The sequence below is a fragment of the Pseudovibrio flavus genome, from assembly GCF_009711345.1.
GTDB classification, from domain to species: Bacteria; Pseudomonadota; Alphaproteobacteria; order Rhizobiales; family Stappiaceae; genus Pseudovibrio; species Pseudovibrio flavus.
On the sequence record NZ_SMMA01000066.1, the window covers coordinates 451,293 to 466,654 of the forward strand.

13 protein-coding genes are annotated in these 15,362 nt (G+C 53.0%); 4 read left to right on the forward strand and 9 right to left on the reverse strand.

Features of this window, described 5'->3' with window-relative positions; genetic code table 11:
• Nucleotides 1–238: 238 nt before the first annotated feature.
• Together E1162_RS18990 and E1162_RS18995 are read left to right on the forward strand one after the other, a co-directional pair.
• Nucleotides 239–718, forward strand: a complete 480-nt coding sequence (locus tag E1162_RS18990) for a lysozyme inhibitor LprI family protein (RefSeq protein ID WP_155134847.1) — start codon at nt 239–241, stop codon at nt 716–718.
• A complete protein-coding gene (locus tag E1162_RS18995; RefSeq protein WP_155134850.1) occupies nt 715–1,200 on the forward strand; it encodes a hypothetical protein in 486 nt (161 codons plus the stop codon). The genes E1162_RS18990 and E1162_RS18995 overlap by 4 nt, the downstream gene beginning before the upstream one ends.
• 70 nt (nt 1,201–1,270) lie before the next feature.
• Here the strand turns inward: E1162_RS18995 and E1162_RS19000 are convergent, their stop codons facing one another.
• From E1162_RS19000 to E1162_RS19020, 5 genes are all read right to left on the reverse strand, one after another.
• Nucleotides 1,271–1,624 carry a DUF1428 domain-containing protein gene (locus E1162_RS19000; protein ID WP_155134856.1) on the reverse strand — a complete coding sequence of 118 codons (354 nt, stop codon included), beginning with the start codon at nt 1,622–1,624 and terminating at the stop codon, nt 1,271–1,273.
• A gap of 15 nt (nt 1,625–1,639) precedes the next feature.
• Entirely contained in the window at nt 1,640–2,842 is a 1,203-nt protein-coding gene (locus tag E1162_RS19005; RefSeq protein WP_155134860.1) for a vWA domain-containing protein, read from the reverse strand.
• Between the two features lie 24 nt (nt 2,843–2,866).
• Complete coding sequence (locus E1162_RS19010; protein WP_155134863.1) at nt 2,867–3,823, reverse strand: AAA family ATPase; 957 nt, start codon at nt 3,821–3,823, stop codon at nt 2,867–2,869.
• 161 nt (nt 3,824–3,984) lie between these two features.
• Nucleotides 3,985–4,794 (reverse strand): tRNA1(Val) (adenine(37)-N6)-methyltransferase, encoded by an 810-nt coding sequence (locus E1162_RS19015; RefSeq protein ID WP_155134866.1) that lies wholly within the window; start codon nt 4,792–4,794, stop codon nt 3,985–3,987.
• 21 nt (nt 4,795–4,815) lie between these two features.
• The gene (locus E1162_RS19020; RefSeq protein ID WP_155134869.1) at nt 4,816–5,034 is read right to left on the reverse strand and encodes a putative signal transducing protein; all 219 of its coding nucleotides are present in this window, start codon (nt 5,032–5,034) and stop codon (nt 4,816–4,818) included.
• A 158-nt stretch (nt 5,035–5,192) separates the two neighbouring features.
• On the opposite strand from E1162_RS19020, the gene E1162_RS19025 reads away from it, so the two are divergent.
• Nucleotides 5,193–6,206 carry a polyprenyl synthetase family protein gene (locus tag E1162_RS19025; RefSeq protein WP_371312022.1) on the forward strand — a complete coding sequence of 338 codons (1,014 nt, stop codon included), beginning with the start codon at nt 5,193–5,195 and terminating at the stop codon, nt 6,204–6,206.
• A 75-nt stretch (nt 6,207–6,281) separates the two neighbouring features.
• Here the strand turns inward: E1162_RS19025 and E1162_RS19030 are convergent, their stop codons facing one another.
• Together E1162_RS19030 and E1162_RS19035 are read right to left on the reverse strand one after the other, a co-directional pair.
• A complete protein-coding gene (locus E1162_RS19030) occupies nt 6,282–7,163 on the reverse strand; it encodes a 4-(cytidine 5'-diphospho)-2-C-methyl-D-erythritol kinase (protein ID WP_155134875.1) in 882 nt (293 codons plus the stop codon).
• A 9-nt stretch (nt 7,164–7,172) separates the two neighbouring features.
• Nucleotides 7,173–8,981, reverse strand: a complete 1,809-nt coding sequence (locus E1162_RS19035) for a tetratricopeptide repeat protein (RefSeq protein WP_155134877.1) — start codon at nt 8,979–8,981, stop codon at nt 7,173–7,175.
• A gap of 339 nt (nt 8,982–9,320) precedes the next feature.
• Between E1162_RS19035 and ppdK the strand changes: the two genes are divergently transcribed.
• A complete protein-coding gene (ppdK, locus tag E1162_RS19040; protein ID WP_155134880.1) occupies nt 9,321–11,987 on the forward strand; it encodes a pyruvate, phosphate dikinase in 2,667 nt (888 codons plus the stop codon).
• An 87-nt stretch (nt 11,988–12,074) separates the two neighbouring features.
• On the opposite strand, the gene E1162_RS19045 is transcribed toward ppdK, so the two are convergent.
• The gene (locus E1162_RS19045) at nt 12,075–14,387 is read right to left on the reverse strand and encodes a putative bifunctional diguanylate cyclase/phosphodiesterase (protein WP_155134883.1); all 2,313 of its coding nucleotides are present in this window, start codon (nt 14,385–14,387) and stop codon (nt 12,075–12,077) included.
• Nucleotides 14,388–14,570: 183 nt separating this feature from the next.
• Nucleotides 14,571–15,350, reverse strand: coding sequence for a RadC family protein (gene radC / locus E1162_RS19050; RefSeq protein ID WP_155134886.1), 780 nt, complete (start codon nt 15,348–15,350; stop codon nt 14,571–14,573).
• Between the last annotated feature and the right edge of the window lie 12 nt (nt 15,351–15,362).

Below are 15,362 nucleotides of genomic sequence, written 5' to 3' on the forward strand. Positions count from 1 at the left end.
TTGTCTAGTTGACTAGATGTCTATAAAAGCCCCGGTCCTTATGTGGATCGGGGCTTTTTGTATTAGAGATCGTAAGACTTCCAACCAACCTCATCTATGCCAGATGAATTTCATTTCCTGTTTGTAATAGATTGTAAACGCTAGGGTATATTCATGCCCACTTTCCATGATTTAGTAGGCCGAAGTTTACCCGCTTCGCCCGATACTGGGCGATAAGAAGATCTCAAAAGAGGCCACTATGCTTTTTCGAGTATGCGCAGCCTGTCTCATTTTGGCAGGCACTACTACAGGACTATGGGCAACCAACCTCAATCAACCCGGACCAAAAGAAAAGGATGTGTTTGAGGCATGTCTTAACGAGGCTAACGGGGACCGTTTTAACTCCTACAATTGCATTGGCAAGGTCATTGAAATCTGCCAAGCAGCAAACAAAACTCCGAGCGTCGATAGCATCAGCACATGCATCAAACTCGAAGACGATTTATGGACCCAGCGAATGGACAGCGCGTACGAGCGCCTTGTTGAAGGTGCTAGTGACGAGGTTAAGGCCGACCTTGATGAGCTTCAGCAGAAGTGGGGCAACTTCCGCGACATGAACTGTAAGCTGATGGAAGCGCTACTGGCAGATGAGGCTGCGCGGCCGGTCGGCAAGCTGCAGTGTCTCAATCGCCTAAAAGCTATTCATGCAATCAACCTTGAGCAAATGGGAACCAAATGACACGGCTTTGCACCATCGCCGCAGCGGCACTCTTGGGATTTCAATCTCTCGCGCTTGCAGGTCCGCAAACTTTTGCCGAGTGTAAGCCGGATGATGAACGCGTCCCCATTCCTCATTGGGAAAGCATGGTGGCGAAGGATTTGCATTTGAATTACCCACCGCCGCTAATCCAGAACCTTGTGCTGGAGGTCATTCTGGATTTTCTGGAGCAGGATGTGAATAGCTGCGCCGCCATTGTCAAGGACGGAGTGACCACGCTTTTTTGGGAAGTCGATCATCAAGACCTAGATCAGGGCAAGGTATCACTTGAGATAACCGGCACGCCGACTTTTGAAAATGACCAATGCCGTTTGGTCGGGCTATATGAAATCGCCGCCATTCTTGAAAAGCCGGATAGCCAGATTGGCGTTGTTTTGCAGCCGAAGGACGCTGAGGAATTACAGGCGACTGGGCGCTATTGCGCACTCGTTCAGGACGGGTAAACAGGCTTCTCTGTGCCTGTTTACGTCGGTTTGAGATCGTGTTGCTTCCTAGCCGGTTAAGCAGGGACGATCAAACGTCCACGATACGCTCGAACGAAGCGAAGATCATCCGCGCTCCATCAAAAAGGCCGGTTTTGAACGCGCTTTGCATGCTAGCGTCTTGCATGGCGTTGTGCATGCCAATGTCGCGCGCCTCTTTCGATGGCCATATAATCATGGAAAGGACAGGGGTTTCATCCGGTTGCAATTCTACTGCGCGGGGAAACGAAGTTCTCTCACCATAGGGAGCATCCAGCGCCCAAAGCTCAGTCACGCTTAAAGCACCTGCTTTCTTGAACACCTGTGCCATCATTGCCGAGACCTCTGTATAGGCTTCCTTCTTATCTGTTTTGACCGGAGTAACGGCTGTATCAATGTAGGTCATTGTTCTTCCTCCCCATTAGGCTTCAAGGTAGCGTTTCGGGTCTACCTCCAAGGATGATCTGCTGCCCGATAGGGCTTCACAGAGCCCAGAGACCGCCTCTAGCGAGTGGACAGTGCGAAACTCGTCCACATGGGGCAGCATGGCACGAATGCCTTTGGCCCGCGCCTCAAACCCCTCAAAACGGAGCAGCGGGTTTAACCATACCAGACGCCGACAAGAGCGGTGCAGCCGGTCCATTTCAGTAGATAGGTTTTCGTCGCTCTCTCGTTCAAGGCCATCTGTAATGAGCAGCACAACTGGGTTTCCTGAGAGGACGCGGCGGGCCCAGACCTTGTTGAACTCCCCAATGGAAGCTGCAATGCGGGTGCCGCCGGACCAGTCCTCTACATCTTGAGTGCAGGCATCCAGCGCCTCGTCGGGATCTTTGCGCTTCAAAGATCGTGTGATGTTAGTGAGGCGCGTACCAAACAGAAATGTATGGACGTTGTTTCGGGATTCCGTCAGCGCGTGAAGGAAGTGAAGAATAAGCCGCGTGTACTGCGTCATGGAACCGGAGATATCGCAGAGGGCGACAATCGGCGGATGCTTCAGGGCAGGGCGGCGCATTTTCAGCTCAATGGCATCGGTTCCATGTCTTACCGATGCCTGCATGGTGCGCCTTGGATCGATCCGTCCACGCGGGGCGGCAACCAAGCGGCGCGTCTTAACCAGATCAACCGGCATTTGGAGTGCGGAGATCGCTCTCTTGGCTTCATCAATCTCCTGCTGGTTCATCTGCGCAAAGTCTTTCTTTTGCAGCAGTTCCTTGCCGGAGACAGTGAATTTTGCATCGACTTCGACTTGCGGAACGGTCTCCTTGGCGGGCCGCTTTTTGTTCTGCTCGAATGCATTAGCAATGCGGGTTTGGCCTGCCTTAGGCTTTTCCGGTTCTCGCTGGCCGGACGGCGCTACAGGGGAGAGTATGGATAGCATCTTCTCTACCAGCCCGTGGGTTTGCCAGTAGATACGGAACGCTTCGTCATAGACGGGGCGCTGCTCCCGTTTTTTGACGAAGACACTATGCAGGGTCCAATAAAGGTCCTGTCTGCTTTCAAGGCCATTGGCAAGAACGGCATCCACTGCGTCGACAACCTGAGCAGGGCCAACAGGCAGGCCAGCCTTGCGCAGGGTGCGCGCAAAGTGGACGATGTTCTCGGTTATGCGGCCGTTGGCAGACAGTGACTTGCTCCTTTTAGATGCAAATTAGAAAACAGGCTGGGTGAGGCCTTTTTCAGCTCGCATTTCTTCTGCGACCTGCTGCCTTACCTGATCCACCAGTTCGCGAGCCTTGGAGCCTTTGATGCGGTCAATATCCTCTTGATACTTGAGCAACGCGCCTAGGGTGTCGCTCACCATTTCCGGATCAAGAGCCACCTCGTTAAGTTCTGTAAGCGCTGTGGCCCAGTCCAAGGTTTCTGCAACGCCGGGTGCTTTGAAGAGGTTTTCTTCTGCTCGCAGGCGCTGAACGAAAGCAACAACGCTACGCGCCAGTTCCTCACTTGCCTGCGGGCGCTTGTTGCGAACAATCTCAAGTTCGCGGGCAGCGTCAGGATAATCCAGCCAGTGGTAGAGGCAGCGCCGTTTCAGCGCGTCGTGAATTTCGCGTGTGCGGTTCGTGGTGATGATGGTGATCGGTGGCTCGTCTGCCTTGATGGTTCCAAGCTCTGGAATGGTCACCTGATTGTCAGCAAGGACTTCCAGCAGAAACGCTTCAAAGGCTTCGTCGGTGCGGTCCAACTCATCGATAAGAAAGATTGGCGCACCGTTCTCGCCGCTCTCCAACGCTTGCAAAACAGGTCGGCGGATGAGGAACGATGGCGAATAAATGGACTCTGCCAATGCCTTCTTGTCAGTTTCACCAGAGGCTTCGGAAACTCTGATCTCTAGCATTTGCGCAGCGTAGTTCCATTCGTAAACTGCGGTGGAAATATCCAAGCCCTCATAACACTGCAAGCGAACCAGCGGGCGCCCCAAGGCTTGCGACAGCACTTTGGCGATCTCGGTTTTACCGACGCCCGCTTCCCCTTCAAGGAAAAGCGGCCGGCCCATTTTGAGCGCAAGGTGGAGAACGGTGGCAAGCGAACGATCTGCCACGTAACTACCGGAGGCAAGCAGCTCCTGTGTCTCTTCAATGGAGTTTGGCAGAGCGCTTTCAGACATGCCGTTCCTTTCCCTGTTACCGAGGTGCGGCTTCGCTTAAAGGCGAATCCCGACGCACTGCGTATCATACGTGGTGATACGCAGTTTCAACAGGGAGGGAATGGAAAAACTGACGTAGAGGGCTTGGCCGGTATTCGCCCAGTCTTCAGTAGAGGCCGTTCTTACCGAGCTGGAACGGTAAGACCAAGGCCGGTACGCAAGATGCCCTTGGCGTGCTCGGTAAATTCGCCGCCACGTTCGCAGTGGATGTCAAAACCGGGCAGTAGTCGTACCGGGCCTTTGCTGTCGCAAATACCGCGCACGATTACCCGATTGGACGGTAAGCCAGGTGCAGGATAGAGCGGAATGATATCAATTGAGCCAAACCGGCCTTCCATCGCCTTTAACAGGGGCATCATGTCTTCTGAACGAAAGATCACCGAAAGGGTGCCATTTGGCTTCAAGATGTCCTTGGCGGTGCGGATCCATGGTTCAACACCGCGATCATCCAGCGCGTGGGCAGTGGCGCGCGCACCTTGCGGGGTCACTGTAAAGCGGGTGTTGCTGTAGTAGGGCGGGTTCATAATGACATGGTCAGCCATTTTCGGAACAAGCCCTTGAGAGTGGCGCAGTTGGCCCTTGGCGGTAATGTCCGCCTTCATGAGCTTTACGCGGTCCTTGAAGTGGCTGTTTTCCGGCTGTTCCAGCGATTTACCCGCAAGCGTTAGAACGACATCGTCCATATCAACGCCCGTGCAGGTTATATCGGGCAAACGGTGGGCCGCGCAAAATGCAGCAGTACCAACACCGGTTCCCAAATCAACGACATGGCCCTTTGTGCCTTCCGGTAGGGAGGCGGCAAGGTACACAGCATCAAGGCCGGTTCTGTGCCTACCTTTTGCCGGTTGCAGCATCAAAATCTGGCCGTCCAGAAACTTGTCTTTTGTGTAAGCGCCGTCTTCAATGGCGACCGGTTCAAACTGATGCTGCATAGGTAATTGGCAAAACTGACGTTATTTGAGTTCGTTACCCAGACCAGCTTCGTGAAGCATGGTGCGGGCGTTTTCTAGCTGAGTGCCATCTACAAGAATTCTGCGAGGAAGGAAACCGAGAGAGCCTTCCATAACGCTCATATTTGTGTCGGCTATGAAATATTCCAGCCCTGCATCTTTGAGTAGAGCTTCGACATAGGAAATCAAAACAGCATCATTGGTGCGCAACAGTTCTTCCATGGATCTCTCGTTTTATATCCTTATGTGGGCAAGTGCCCAAATATGGCGGAAAAAAGGTGAATTGCTCATTACTTAGACGAAGAATTCCTGAACAAGCCTTGCCCATGCCAGCTACGCGACCTATTGTCCTGCCAAATTGTACTGGGAGATGGCAACTCGTGGGCGTGGTTAGTTTGAAAGAGCAGAACTCCAATAAATCCAGTATTCAAACTCTGGTTGATCTTGTAGCAGAGGATATGGAAGCTGTTAACCGGCTTATCCTTTCCAAAGCTGGTTCCAATGTGGATCTCATTCCTGAAATCGCCCGTCATCTGATTGATTCCGGTGGTAAGCGCTTGCGCCCTATGCTGACCTTGGCGTTCTCCAAGATGTTTGGCTACCAAGGCGAAGGCGATGTTATTCTCGCAGCAAGCGTTGAGTTCATGCATACCGCGACCTTGCTGCATGATGATGTGGTGGACGAGAGCGATATGCGCCGCGGTAAGCTGGCCGCACGTAAGCTCTGGGGCAATCAGGCCAGTGTTCTGGTTGGCGATTATCTGCTTGGTCAGGCCTTCAAGATGATGGTTGATGTGGGCTCTTTGGAAGCGCTGCGCATCCTGTCGGAAGCCTCTGCTATCATTGCTGAAGGTGAGGTTCTCCAGCTCGGTGCTGCGCAGGATACCGCCACCAACGAAGCACAGTACATGCAGGTTATTGAAGCCAAGACCGCAGCGCTGTTTGCAGCTGCCTGTGAGGTTGGCCCTGAGATTTGCGATATGGGCGCGGAAAAACGTGCCGCAGCCCGCGATTTCGGTATGAGCCTTGGTCTTGCCTTCCAGTTGGTTGATGACGTTCTGGACTACGGCGGATCAACCGCTGATCTTGGCAAAGACGTGGGCGACGATTTCCACGAAGGCAAAATCACTCTGCCGATCATCTACGCGCTGCAGCGTGGCTCTGACGAAGATCGTGCGTTCTGGAAGCGCTGCCTTGAAGATGGCGACATCAAAGACGGCGACCTTGAGCATGCAATTGGCCTGCTGAAGAGCACTGGCGCTTTGGATGATACAATCAAGCGTGCGCGTGATTTTGGTGCGGCTGCTATTGCTGCTCTTGGTAAGCTGCCTGATGGTGCGCAGAAGGAAGCACTGCGCGAGGCTGTAGAGTTCTGCATTGCCCGCGTGAACTAACGCAGCGAGCAAATTTGGATAAAAAAAGCCAGTATCGCGAGATACTGGCTTTTTTATTTCTATCTGTCTGCCAACTTAGAAAGGCGCAGCGACGCACCACCAGTTAGGACGGTTATCGCGAATACGTTCTTCAAGCTGCTGTGCTGCTGCGAGTGAGCTGCAAAGAGCAAAGCATGTTGCGCCAGAGCCGGACATTCTCGCCAGAAGCGTTTCCGGCTGGGACTGGAGTACAGAAATAACGTCAGCAATCTCAGGAACAAGCGTAGTCGCTGGTGCCTGCAAATCGTTGCGGCAGCTCTTTAGCCACTCCGCAAGCCCTTGGATACTGGCGAATTTTTCCGGCATTTGAGGCAGGCCAGAGTTCTTCTTGTTCTGAAGGGCTTCAAACACAACAGGAGTTGCAAGGCTCACACCCGGATTTACAAGGACCAGAGCGCCTTTTGGCAGTGCCGGAATTGGCTCGATAATCTCACCTATGCCACGGCAGCGGATAGGGTTTGATTGCAGGCACATAGGCACATCCGCGCCAAGGCGTGCTGCCAGCTTTTCCAGCTCCTGCTTGGAAGGAGAGATACCCCAAAGGCGGGTTAGCGCTCTAAAGGTGGCTGCAGCATCTGCAGAGCCGCCGCCGATGCCGGCAGAAACCGGCAGCGCTTTTACCATGCCGATCATTGCGCCGCGAGAATTGGGAACGCTCTCTGCAAGAAGCTGTGCTGCCTTAAAAATGAGGTTGCCTGTTTGGTCTCCGGGCAGGAGGTCTGCAAACGGACCTTCAATATCAAGCGAAGTTGCGTCAGAAGGCGCAAGCGTGAGGCGGTCTCCAAACTCTGGAAACACAACCACACTGTCGAGCAGGTGGTAGCCATCTTCACGCTGACCGGTGACGTGCAGGGCGAGGTTTACTTTCGCACGGGCGAGTTCCTCGACCTGCGTTGGGGATGAAACAATAGCGTTCATCAGGTTTGATTATCCATCGTTGGCGGAGGTATTGGCAGCCTCGGCACTTTCTTTTTGTGGTTCCTCTGGCAAACCGTTCGCTATTTTTTCAAGAATACGCTCAAGGTCCTTCGGTTCTGGATTGAGGTCTCTTGCGTGGTTCCATTTGAAGCGAGCTTCTAGTTTGCGGCCGACTTTCCAATAGGCATCACCTAAGTGATCGTTGATGATAGGGTCCTGCGGGCGCAGGTCTACTGCGCGCTCAAGCTGCTCAACCGCCTCTTCATAACGGCCAAGCTTGTAGAAAGCCCAGCCAAGGCTATCAACGATGTAACCGTCTTTCGGGCGAAGGTTGACCGCAGACTCGATCATGCCCAGAGCTTCATCAAGCTTTTCACCGCGATCAACGAGGGAATAACCCAGATAGTTCAAGATCATCGGCTGATCTTTTTTGTAAGTCAGAGCTTCGCGGAAATCCTTTTCCGCTTCCGGCCATTTGCCCAGACGCTCGCGGGTAATTCCGCGGAAGTAAAGCAGGGTCCAGTCGTTGCCTTTAATTTCCGTTAGGCCATCCAAAGCCAGAGAGTATGCTTTTTCTGCATCCGCGAACTGGGAGTGGGAACGCAGCACGTTGGCAAGGGAAGCGGCTGCTTCCACGTCTTTCGGATCGCTCTTGATCAGTGCTTCAAGGTGCTTGCGCGCATCATCCAAACGATCAAGTGTATTGTAGTGCAGACCGATCTGGATTTCGGCTTCGCGCTTCATTGGCGAGCTTTCATCGACCTTGGAAAGGTAATCGATGGCGCGCTCAGGCTTGCCCATCTGGTCAAACAATGCGCCAAGCGCAATCGCGGTGGCGTCAAGGGACGGGTCAAGATGCGCTGCTGATTGAAGGTACACAGCGGACAGCTCTTGGCCGTCACGGCTGATTGCAGCACCAAGACTGTAAAGTGCCTCTGCAACGCCTTCTGCCGGACTATTTACGGTCGGCTCGAAGGTTTTGCCATCGGTAATTACCTTGCGCGTTTGAAGCAGCACTGGGTGATCTGGAACGAGGAAGTCGTAGGCGTCCAGTACTTCAATGGCCTCTTTTTGCTTGCCAGTAGCAGCAAGGGAACGCGCATAGGCGTTTGCAATGCGAAGGGCACCTGGATCGCTTTTATACGCGTCTTTGTAGCGCTCGTTTGCCGCTTCCCAGTTGCCTTCTGCTTCCAGAAGCAGGCCAGCGCTATAGCTCGCAAACAGATCAAACCAAGCAGGGCCTTCAACCGCCTCCAGCTCCTCAAGGCCCTTCTGAGTGTCTCCAATACCAGCGCTTGCCCAAGCGGACATAATGGCAAAGGTCAGGCGGGAAAGGGGATTTACGTCACCCTTGTCGAGTAAAGCAGTAGCCTCCTTATATTTGCCAAGCTTGAGTGCTTCGGTTGCAGCTGCGAAATGGGAAAGGAAGTGATCGGGGTCATTCACCCAGATCGGCTCCACGAGCGGAAGCGCTTTGTTGAACTCGCCATTGGCAAGTGCGGTTACAAAAGCGCGGTCCTGCAAATAGTAGTTTTCAGGGTCTTTGGAGAGCGCAACCGAGAAATAGCGCGACGCTTCATCTAGGTCCTGCGCTAAAAGGGCACTTCGTCCGGAAAGGTAGCTACCTGAAAGGGTTACCGGATCGCCAAAGGCGTCAGCGTTGTTCGCACGCGCCTGACCACTGCCGATAATGCAGCCAGCCATAACAAGTGAGGCTAGAGCAAGGGCGCTGACCGACGCTCTCCATTTATCTCCCAGTGTACTTACAGCGGAGAGTGATTGAGGACGGTTATGTACGCGAATGCTTCTCAAGTTCATGTCTCTCTGTTTGGGAGCCTTGTTCGACTCGGGGCTTCTTCAGGTATTACCCTCTTGAATAACGGTTTTATCGACATCCAACTTGCAGGTCGGACTTATAAGAATGAGTTTATCTTATAGAAATGCAATGTGGCATTGGTAAATAGATGAGCATTTGAGCGTTATTTTGAGGCTTTTTGAAGAGGTTTTGCTCTAATTGCGGTGTATATCCGTATTTTCTCGAAGGGTGTAAAAGCGCCAAAGTGGTAAACTGGACATGTCGTAATCAGAGGAGTTGCGCTGCAACCCACTTGTTCCAAGGTGAACGCGCACAGCCTCATAACTCAAACGGGGGGCACCATGACAAAGTGGGTCTACGTTTTCGGTGGAGATAAAACAGAGGGTGATGCCTCTATGCGCAACCTACTGGGAGGTAAGGGCGCTAATCTTGCAGAAATGGCCCTTTTGGGGCTTCCTGTTCCTCCTGGATTCTCGATTACAACTCAAGTCTGCACGCACTATTATTCTTCCGGCCAAACCTATCCTGATACGCTGCAAGGGCAGGTTCTTTCTGCTGTACAAGCGGTTGAGGAAATTACCGGCAAAGTCTTTGGCGACGCTGAAAACCCGCTGCTGCTTTCGGTTCGCTCCGGTGCGCGGGTTTCTATGCCGGGTATGATGGATACGGTCCTCAACCTTGGCCTTAACGACACAACGGTAGAAGCACTTGCCCGCAAGTCTGGTGATGAGCGCTTTGCCTACGACAGTTACCGCCGCTTTATTCAGATGTACTGCGATGTGGTTATGGGTCTTGATGTTGGCGAGTTTGAAGACATTCTCGAAGACTACAAGGAAGAGCACGACCACGTGCTCGATACCGACCTTAGCGCAGATGATTGGAAGGCCATCGTCGCCTCCTATAAAGAGCTGGTAGAAGAAGAGCTTGAAGAGCCGTTTCCAAGCGACCCATACGAACAGCTTTGGGGCGCTGTCGGGGCTGTGTTCAAGTCATGGATGGTGCCGCGTGCACGAACCTACCGAAAGCTTCATGATATTCCCGAGGATTGGGGCACCGCTGTAAACGTGCAGGCCATGGTGTTCGGCAATATGGGCGAAGACTGCGCAACCGGTGTGGCCTTTACCCGTAACCCGTCGAACGGTGAAAAGAGCCTCTACGGTGAGTTTTTGGTCAACGCACAGGGCGAGGATGTTGTTGCTGGTATTCGTACCCCGCAGGATATTACCGAAGCCGCACGCGAGGCTGCAAACTCTGACAAGCCGTCGCTTGAGCGGCTGATGCCTCCGATTTTCGATGAGTTTGTTGCCGTATGCGACAAGCTCGAAGGACACTTCCGCGAAATGCAGGATCTGGAGTTTACCGTTGAACGGGGCAAACTCTGGATGTTGCAGACCAGAACAGGCAAGCGGACCATGAAAGCGGCTTTGAAGATTGCCGTTGATATGGAAGCAGAAGGTCTCATTTCCAAGGAAGAAGCGGTTAGCCGTATTGATCCGGCAGCTCTTGACCAGCTGCTCCATCCGACCATCGCGCCGGGGGCGGAGCTTGACGTTCTTACCACGGGTCTGCCTGCTTCTCCGGGTGCCGCAAGCGGTGCTGTTGTGTTTACGGCAGATGATGCCGAGACTGAAAAAGCCAACGGCGAGAAGGTTGTTCTGGTACGTATCGAAACCAGTCCTGAAGACATTCACGGAATGCACGCTGCTGAAGGCATTCTTACCGCTCGCGGTGGTATGACAAGCCATGCAGCAGTGGTGGCCCGTGGTATGGGTAAGCCGTGTGTTGCCGGTGCTGGCTCAGTGCGTGTTGATACCCTTCGCGGTACAATGAGCATTGAGGGCAGGAGCTTTAAGAAGGGCGACATCATCACCATTGATGGTGGCTCTGGTCAGGTTATTGCCGGTCAAGTGGCAATGCAGCAGCCGGACATCTCTGGCGACTTCCAGAAGATCATGCAGTGGGCTGATGAGCTGCGCCGCTTGCAGGTGCGCACAAACGCAGAAACGCCTGCCGATGTTAAAGCTGCTCTTGGCTTTGGCGCGGAAGGTATTGGCCTTTGCCGCACCGAGCATATGTTCTTTGAAGGGGATCGCATTATCGCAGTTCGCGAGATGATCCTAGCCGATACGGAAAATGACCGCCGTGCGGCTTTGGCGAAGTTGCTGCCGATGCAGCGCAAGGACTTCACCGAGATCTTCGAGCTGATGGGCGAGCTGCCTGTTACCATTCGCTTGCTTGATCCGCCGCTTCATGAGTTCCTGCCAAAGACCGATGCAGAGATTGCAGAGGTTGCGGCTGTTATGAAGGTTGACCCTGAAGACCTACGCGAGCGTGCGATGGAGCTTCATGAGTTCAACCCTATGCTCGGTAATCGTGGCTGCCGTCTTCTTGTATCGTTCCCTGAAATCGCAGAGATGCAGGCAAGGGCGATTTTTGAGGCCGCCGCAGACGTTATCAAGCGGACAGGCACTCCTGTACTGCCGGAGGTGATGGTTCCACTCGTTGGTATGAAGAAGGAGCTGGATATTGTTCGCGATATCGTTGTTCGCACGGCTGACGCTGTTCGTTCAGAAACCGGCGTGGCTTTCGACTACACCGTCGGTACGATGATCGAGCTTCCTCGTGCAGCGCTACGAGCTGAAGAAATTGCAGGCTCTGCCCAGTTCTTCTCATTCGGAACAAACGATCTAACGCAGACGACCTACGGTATCTCTCGTGATGATGCAGCCTCGTTCTTGGGTCGCTATCAAGAAAAGGGACTAATGGAGAAAGATCCGTTTGTCTCTATCGACGAAGACGGTGTTGGCGAGCTGGTTCGTATTGGTTTTGAAAGAGGCCGCTCGATCAATCCGGCTATGAAGATCGGTATTTGCGGTGAGCATGGCGGTGATCCGGCATCGATCAGCTTCTGCGATAAAGTTGGACTGGACTACGTTTCCTGTTCACCGTTCCGCGTGCCTGTCGCCCGTTTGGCTGCGGCGCAAGCAACGATCAAGAACAGGTCATAAGCTCTGCGTTAGTGAGCGTTTAAGACAACAAAAAGCCCCCGCATCCAACCGGTTGCGGGGGCTTTCCTTGACAGAGATTTGTCTTGCCTATTCTGCAAGTGCTGCGATCTGCGCTCTTCTAGCCAATAGCTCGTAGTGGTCGTCCTTCCACATTTTGAACTTGGTGAGCGGGATCGGCTTGGAGAAGAGGTAGCCCTGAACCATCTCGCAGGACGTTTCTTTGATGAATTCGTGCTGCTCTTCGGTCTCCACGCCTTCCACGCATACCTGCATGCCGATGGACTGAGAAAGGTTGATGAGCGAGGTCACGATCACGCGGGCATCTTCGTCGGTATCCAGATCCTGAACGAAGGAGCGGTCGATTTTGATCTTGTTGAACTTGTACTGGCGCAAGTAGCTCATGGACGAGTAGCCGGTGCCGAAATCGTCGAGCGCGATAGAGATGCCAAGCTCGCTCAAACGCTCCAGTACGTCTGTTGCACCATCGCCGGAGTTCATCAAAACTTCTTCGGTCACTTCCATTTCAATGCGGTCAGGAGAGACACCGTAGCTCTCCAGCAGGCCTGATACGAGAGCAGGGAAGTCGCGCTGTCTGAGCTGTACCGGTGAAACGTTGATACTGAACTTGATACCCGGCAGCGTGGTTGCGTCTTTAATCGCGTTTTCAAGGACCCACTCGCCAACCTTAACAATGAGCTGGGATTCTTCCGCAACAGGTAGGAACATTGCTGGAGACAGAAGACCCTGCTTAGGGTGGTTCCAACGAATGAGCGCTTCAACGCCGATAACTTCTTCGCCGTTACGATCCAGAATTGGCTGATAGTAGTTCTGGAACTCGTTGCGTGCCAAAGCGCGTTCGATTTCCACCTCAAGTTCTCTACGGATGATGATGTTCTCTTCCATAGCAGGGCGGAAAATGAGGTAGCAGCCGCGGCCATTTCGCTTTGCCTCATAAAGGGCAATGTCAGCTTTACGCAGCAGCTCGTTAAGGTCTGTGCCATGCTCAGGACTGATGGAAACACCCATACTGATCGTTGTCAGGATTTTATGACGGTCGATCTTCATCGGTTCCATGAGGCTGGTTTCGATGGCGCGGCAGCTTGCCAGAATTTCGGACTCGTTGTTGCGGCCGCTCAGCAAAATGAGGAACTCATCACCGCTGATGCGTGCAGCAATATCGGTTTTCTTGACGACGTTATGAATCCGCCGTGCCACTTCCTGAATGACTTTATCGCCGATCGGATGGCCAAGACTGTCGTTGATCTGCTTGAAGTGATCGAGGTCAAGGAAGATAAGAGCACACTTTTTGTCGTGCCCCCACGCTTTCTTGAGAACGAAGGAAGCCTTGTTGGCGAAATATGTCCGGTTAGGCAGGCCAGAAAGAGGGTCGTGCAAAGCTGCATAGGTAGCGGCGGCCTCGTTGCGGACGATCTTGTCTGTCAGGCGAATGGAGTGTCTGAGCAAGCCCATAGTTATGAGCAGGATAGCAAGAGACGCGCCGATGAAATAAGGGGCCACCGTTGGGAGAATAGACTTGGAAACTGCAGCTGTTGACCAGTGAAGATAGCCTGTAATCTCGCCGGAATAGGTGATGAGCGGAACAGCCACTACGCCAGGATCGTTCCGCTTCTTGCGAGGTGCGATGTACATATCCTTCAGGCCTGTGGAACGCTCAAAGCCCTTGAGCGCGCGGCTATCGAGCGCTCTGAGCCAAACGAGATAACCGCCCAGTCTGTTTTCTGCCTTAACGCTGCTGTCTGCCGGAATGATTGCGGCGACTGTCGCCAAGCTAATTCCGCCATCTTGGGCCACCATGTCATGCGCCGACAGTGTGAGCGGTGGACGGCTAATCAGCGGTCCGGGAATGCGAGGGCGATTGAATTGGGACTTAGCTTCAGATTCCAACAGATCCAGCAGCGGGGCCAAGTGTTCTCTCAGCTCGTCCTTGTAGACATCGGAGTGCCAAGGCAGATCCTGCCGGTATGTCTGCAAGACTTTGCGGTCTGCATCTAGAATAACGAAGACGTCACGATCACCGCGGTTACTGGCTGTCGGGGAGAGGTCTTGATCCAGATAGATGATGTCCTTGTCGGAAGTTACGACATCATATGCCCTGTTGGAGACAGCCAGTCGTTCTAGCTCATTTGCCAGACTATCGCGGTAAACGGTGAGGTTACTTGTCACCAAGCGACGCTCTTTTGCAGCCTCGTTAATGACTGCCTGTTTTGTTGCCCAGTCCAGAACAAAGAAGCCGGTTCCGAAGGCAAAGCATACAATCAGCAGTAGAAATAGAGCAATGGCGCGAGCAGAGCGTTTTCGGCTTTCCTGCACATCCTTTGATACAGCCGCACTGACTTCCATTGAAGGGTTACCGTATATGGTTTCAAGAAAAGTAGGCATTGGCGGATGGTTCTCGGATTAATGACAACTCAAATGAATAACGTCTGCAGATTACTGCTAGATACTTGAGTGAGACTGGCGGCAAATGGTGCAAGGGTGGATGGGGCTTAATAAGTTGCACTGAAAAATATGCAATCCGTAGTTAAGCGGTTGCTTTACGTCAGTGTTGAGTAAACTTTGTTTTTAATCGTCCAGAAGCTGAAGGGCGCGGAAGCTTACATGTCCGCCTCTGGAGATAATAATGTGGTCGTGCAATACGATGCTCAAAGGCTCTAGAACACTGGCCACTTTCTTCGTCATCTGGATATCAGAGCGCGAAGGAGTGGGGTCTCCCGATGGGTGATTGTGGACCAGAATAACTGCGCAGGCACCGAGTTCTAGTGATCGCTTTGCAACCTCACGTGGGTAAACGGGCGTGTGGTCTATTGTTCCTTTTTGTTGCACTTCATCGGCCACAAGGTTGTTCTTTTTGTCGAGGAAAAGAATGCGAAATTCCTCTCGCTCGTTTCTCGCCATTGCCGTGTGAATGTAATCCAGCACGGCTGACCATGATGAAAGTGGTTTCTTGGTGTTGATCTGGTCTTTGGCATACAGAACAGCGGAAGCTTCAAGCAATTTGAGCATGCGGGCGGTTTGCGGGCCACATCCTTCCACTTCCATTAGGCGTTCTTTGGGAGCGGCCAAAACATCGGCAAACGAACCAAAACGAGCAAGAAGTGCCTTGGCCAGCGGTTTGGTATCGCCTTGTTTAATGCTGAGGTAGAGCAGCATTTCCAGCATCTCGTAGGATGCAAGAGCTTGCGGCCCAGCCTCTTCAAAGCGGGATTTTAATCGCTCACGGTGCCCATGGTAATGTTTTGATTGTTTTTTCGGCCCCGCTTTTTTTGCCGATAACTGAAGATCGTCTTGGAGCGGTGTGTGGGAGGCGCGCTCGGCGAACTCAAACAGAGTATCGTCTTTCATGCGCACCCCCAC

Bases quoted from the DNA above. Each gene is read 5' to 3' on its own strand.
- E1162_RS18990 (WP_155134847.1), top strand. From the start codon at position 239: ATGCTTTTTCGAGTATGCGCAGCCTGTCTCATTTTGGCAGGCACTACT.
- E1162_RS18995 (WP_155134850.1), top strand. From the start codon at position 715: ATGACACGGCTTTGCACCATCGCCGCAGCGGCACTCTTGGGATTTCAA.
- E1162_RS19000 (WP_155134856.1), bottom strand. From the start codon at position 1,624: ATGACCTACATTGATACAGCCGTTACTCCGGTCAAAACAGATAAGAAG.
- E1162_RS19010 (WP_155134863.1), bottom strand. From the start codon at position 3,823: ATGTCTGAAAGCGCTCTGCCAAACTCCATTGAAGAGACACAGGAGCTG.
- E1162_RS19015 (WP_155134866.1), bottom strand. From the start codon at position 4,794: ATGCAGCATCAGTTTGAACCGGTCGCCATTGAAGACGGCGCTTACACA.
- E1162_RS19020 (WP_155134869.1), bottom strand. From the start codon at position 5,034: ATGGAAGAACTGTTGCGCACCAATGATGCTGTTTTGATTTCCTATGTC.
- E1162_RS19030 (WP_155134875.1), bottom strand. From the start codon at position 7,163: ATGAACGCTATTGTTTCATCCCCAACGCAGGTCGAGGAACTCGCCCGT.
- E1162_RS19035 (WP_155134877.1), bottom strand. From the start codon at position 8,981: ATGAACTTGAGAAGCATTCGCGTACATAACCGTCCTCAATCACTCTCC.
- ppdK (WP_155134880.1), top strand. From the start codon at position 9,321: ATGACAAAGTGGGTCTACGTTTTCGGTGGAGATAAAACAGAGGGTGAT.
- E1162_RS19045 (WP_155134883.1), bottom strand. From the start codon at position 14,387: ATGCCTACTTTTCTTGAAACCATATACGGTAACCCTTCAATGGAAGTC.
- radC (WP_155134886.1), bottom strand. From the start codon at position 15,350: ATGAAAGACGATACTCTGTTTGAGTTCGCCGAGCGCGCCTCCCACACA.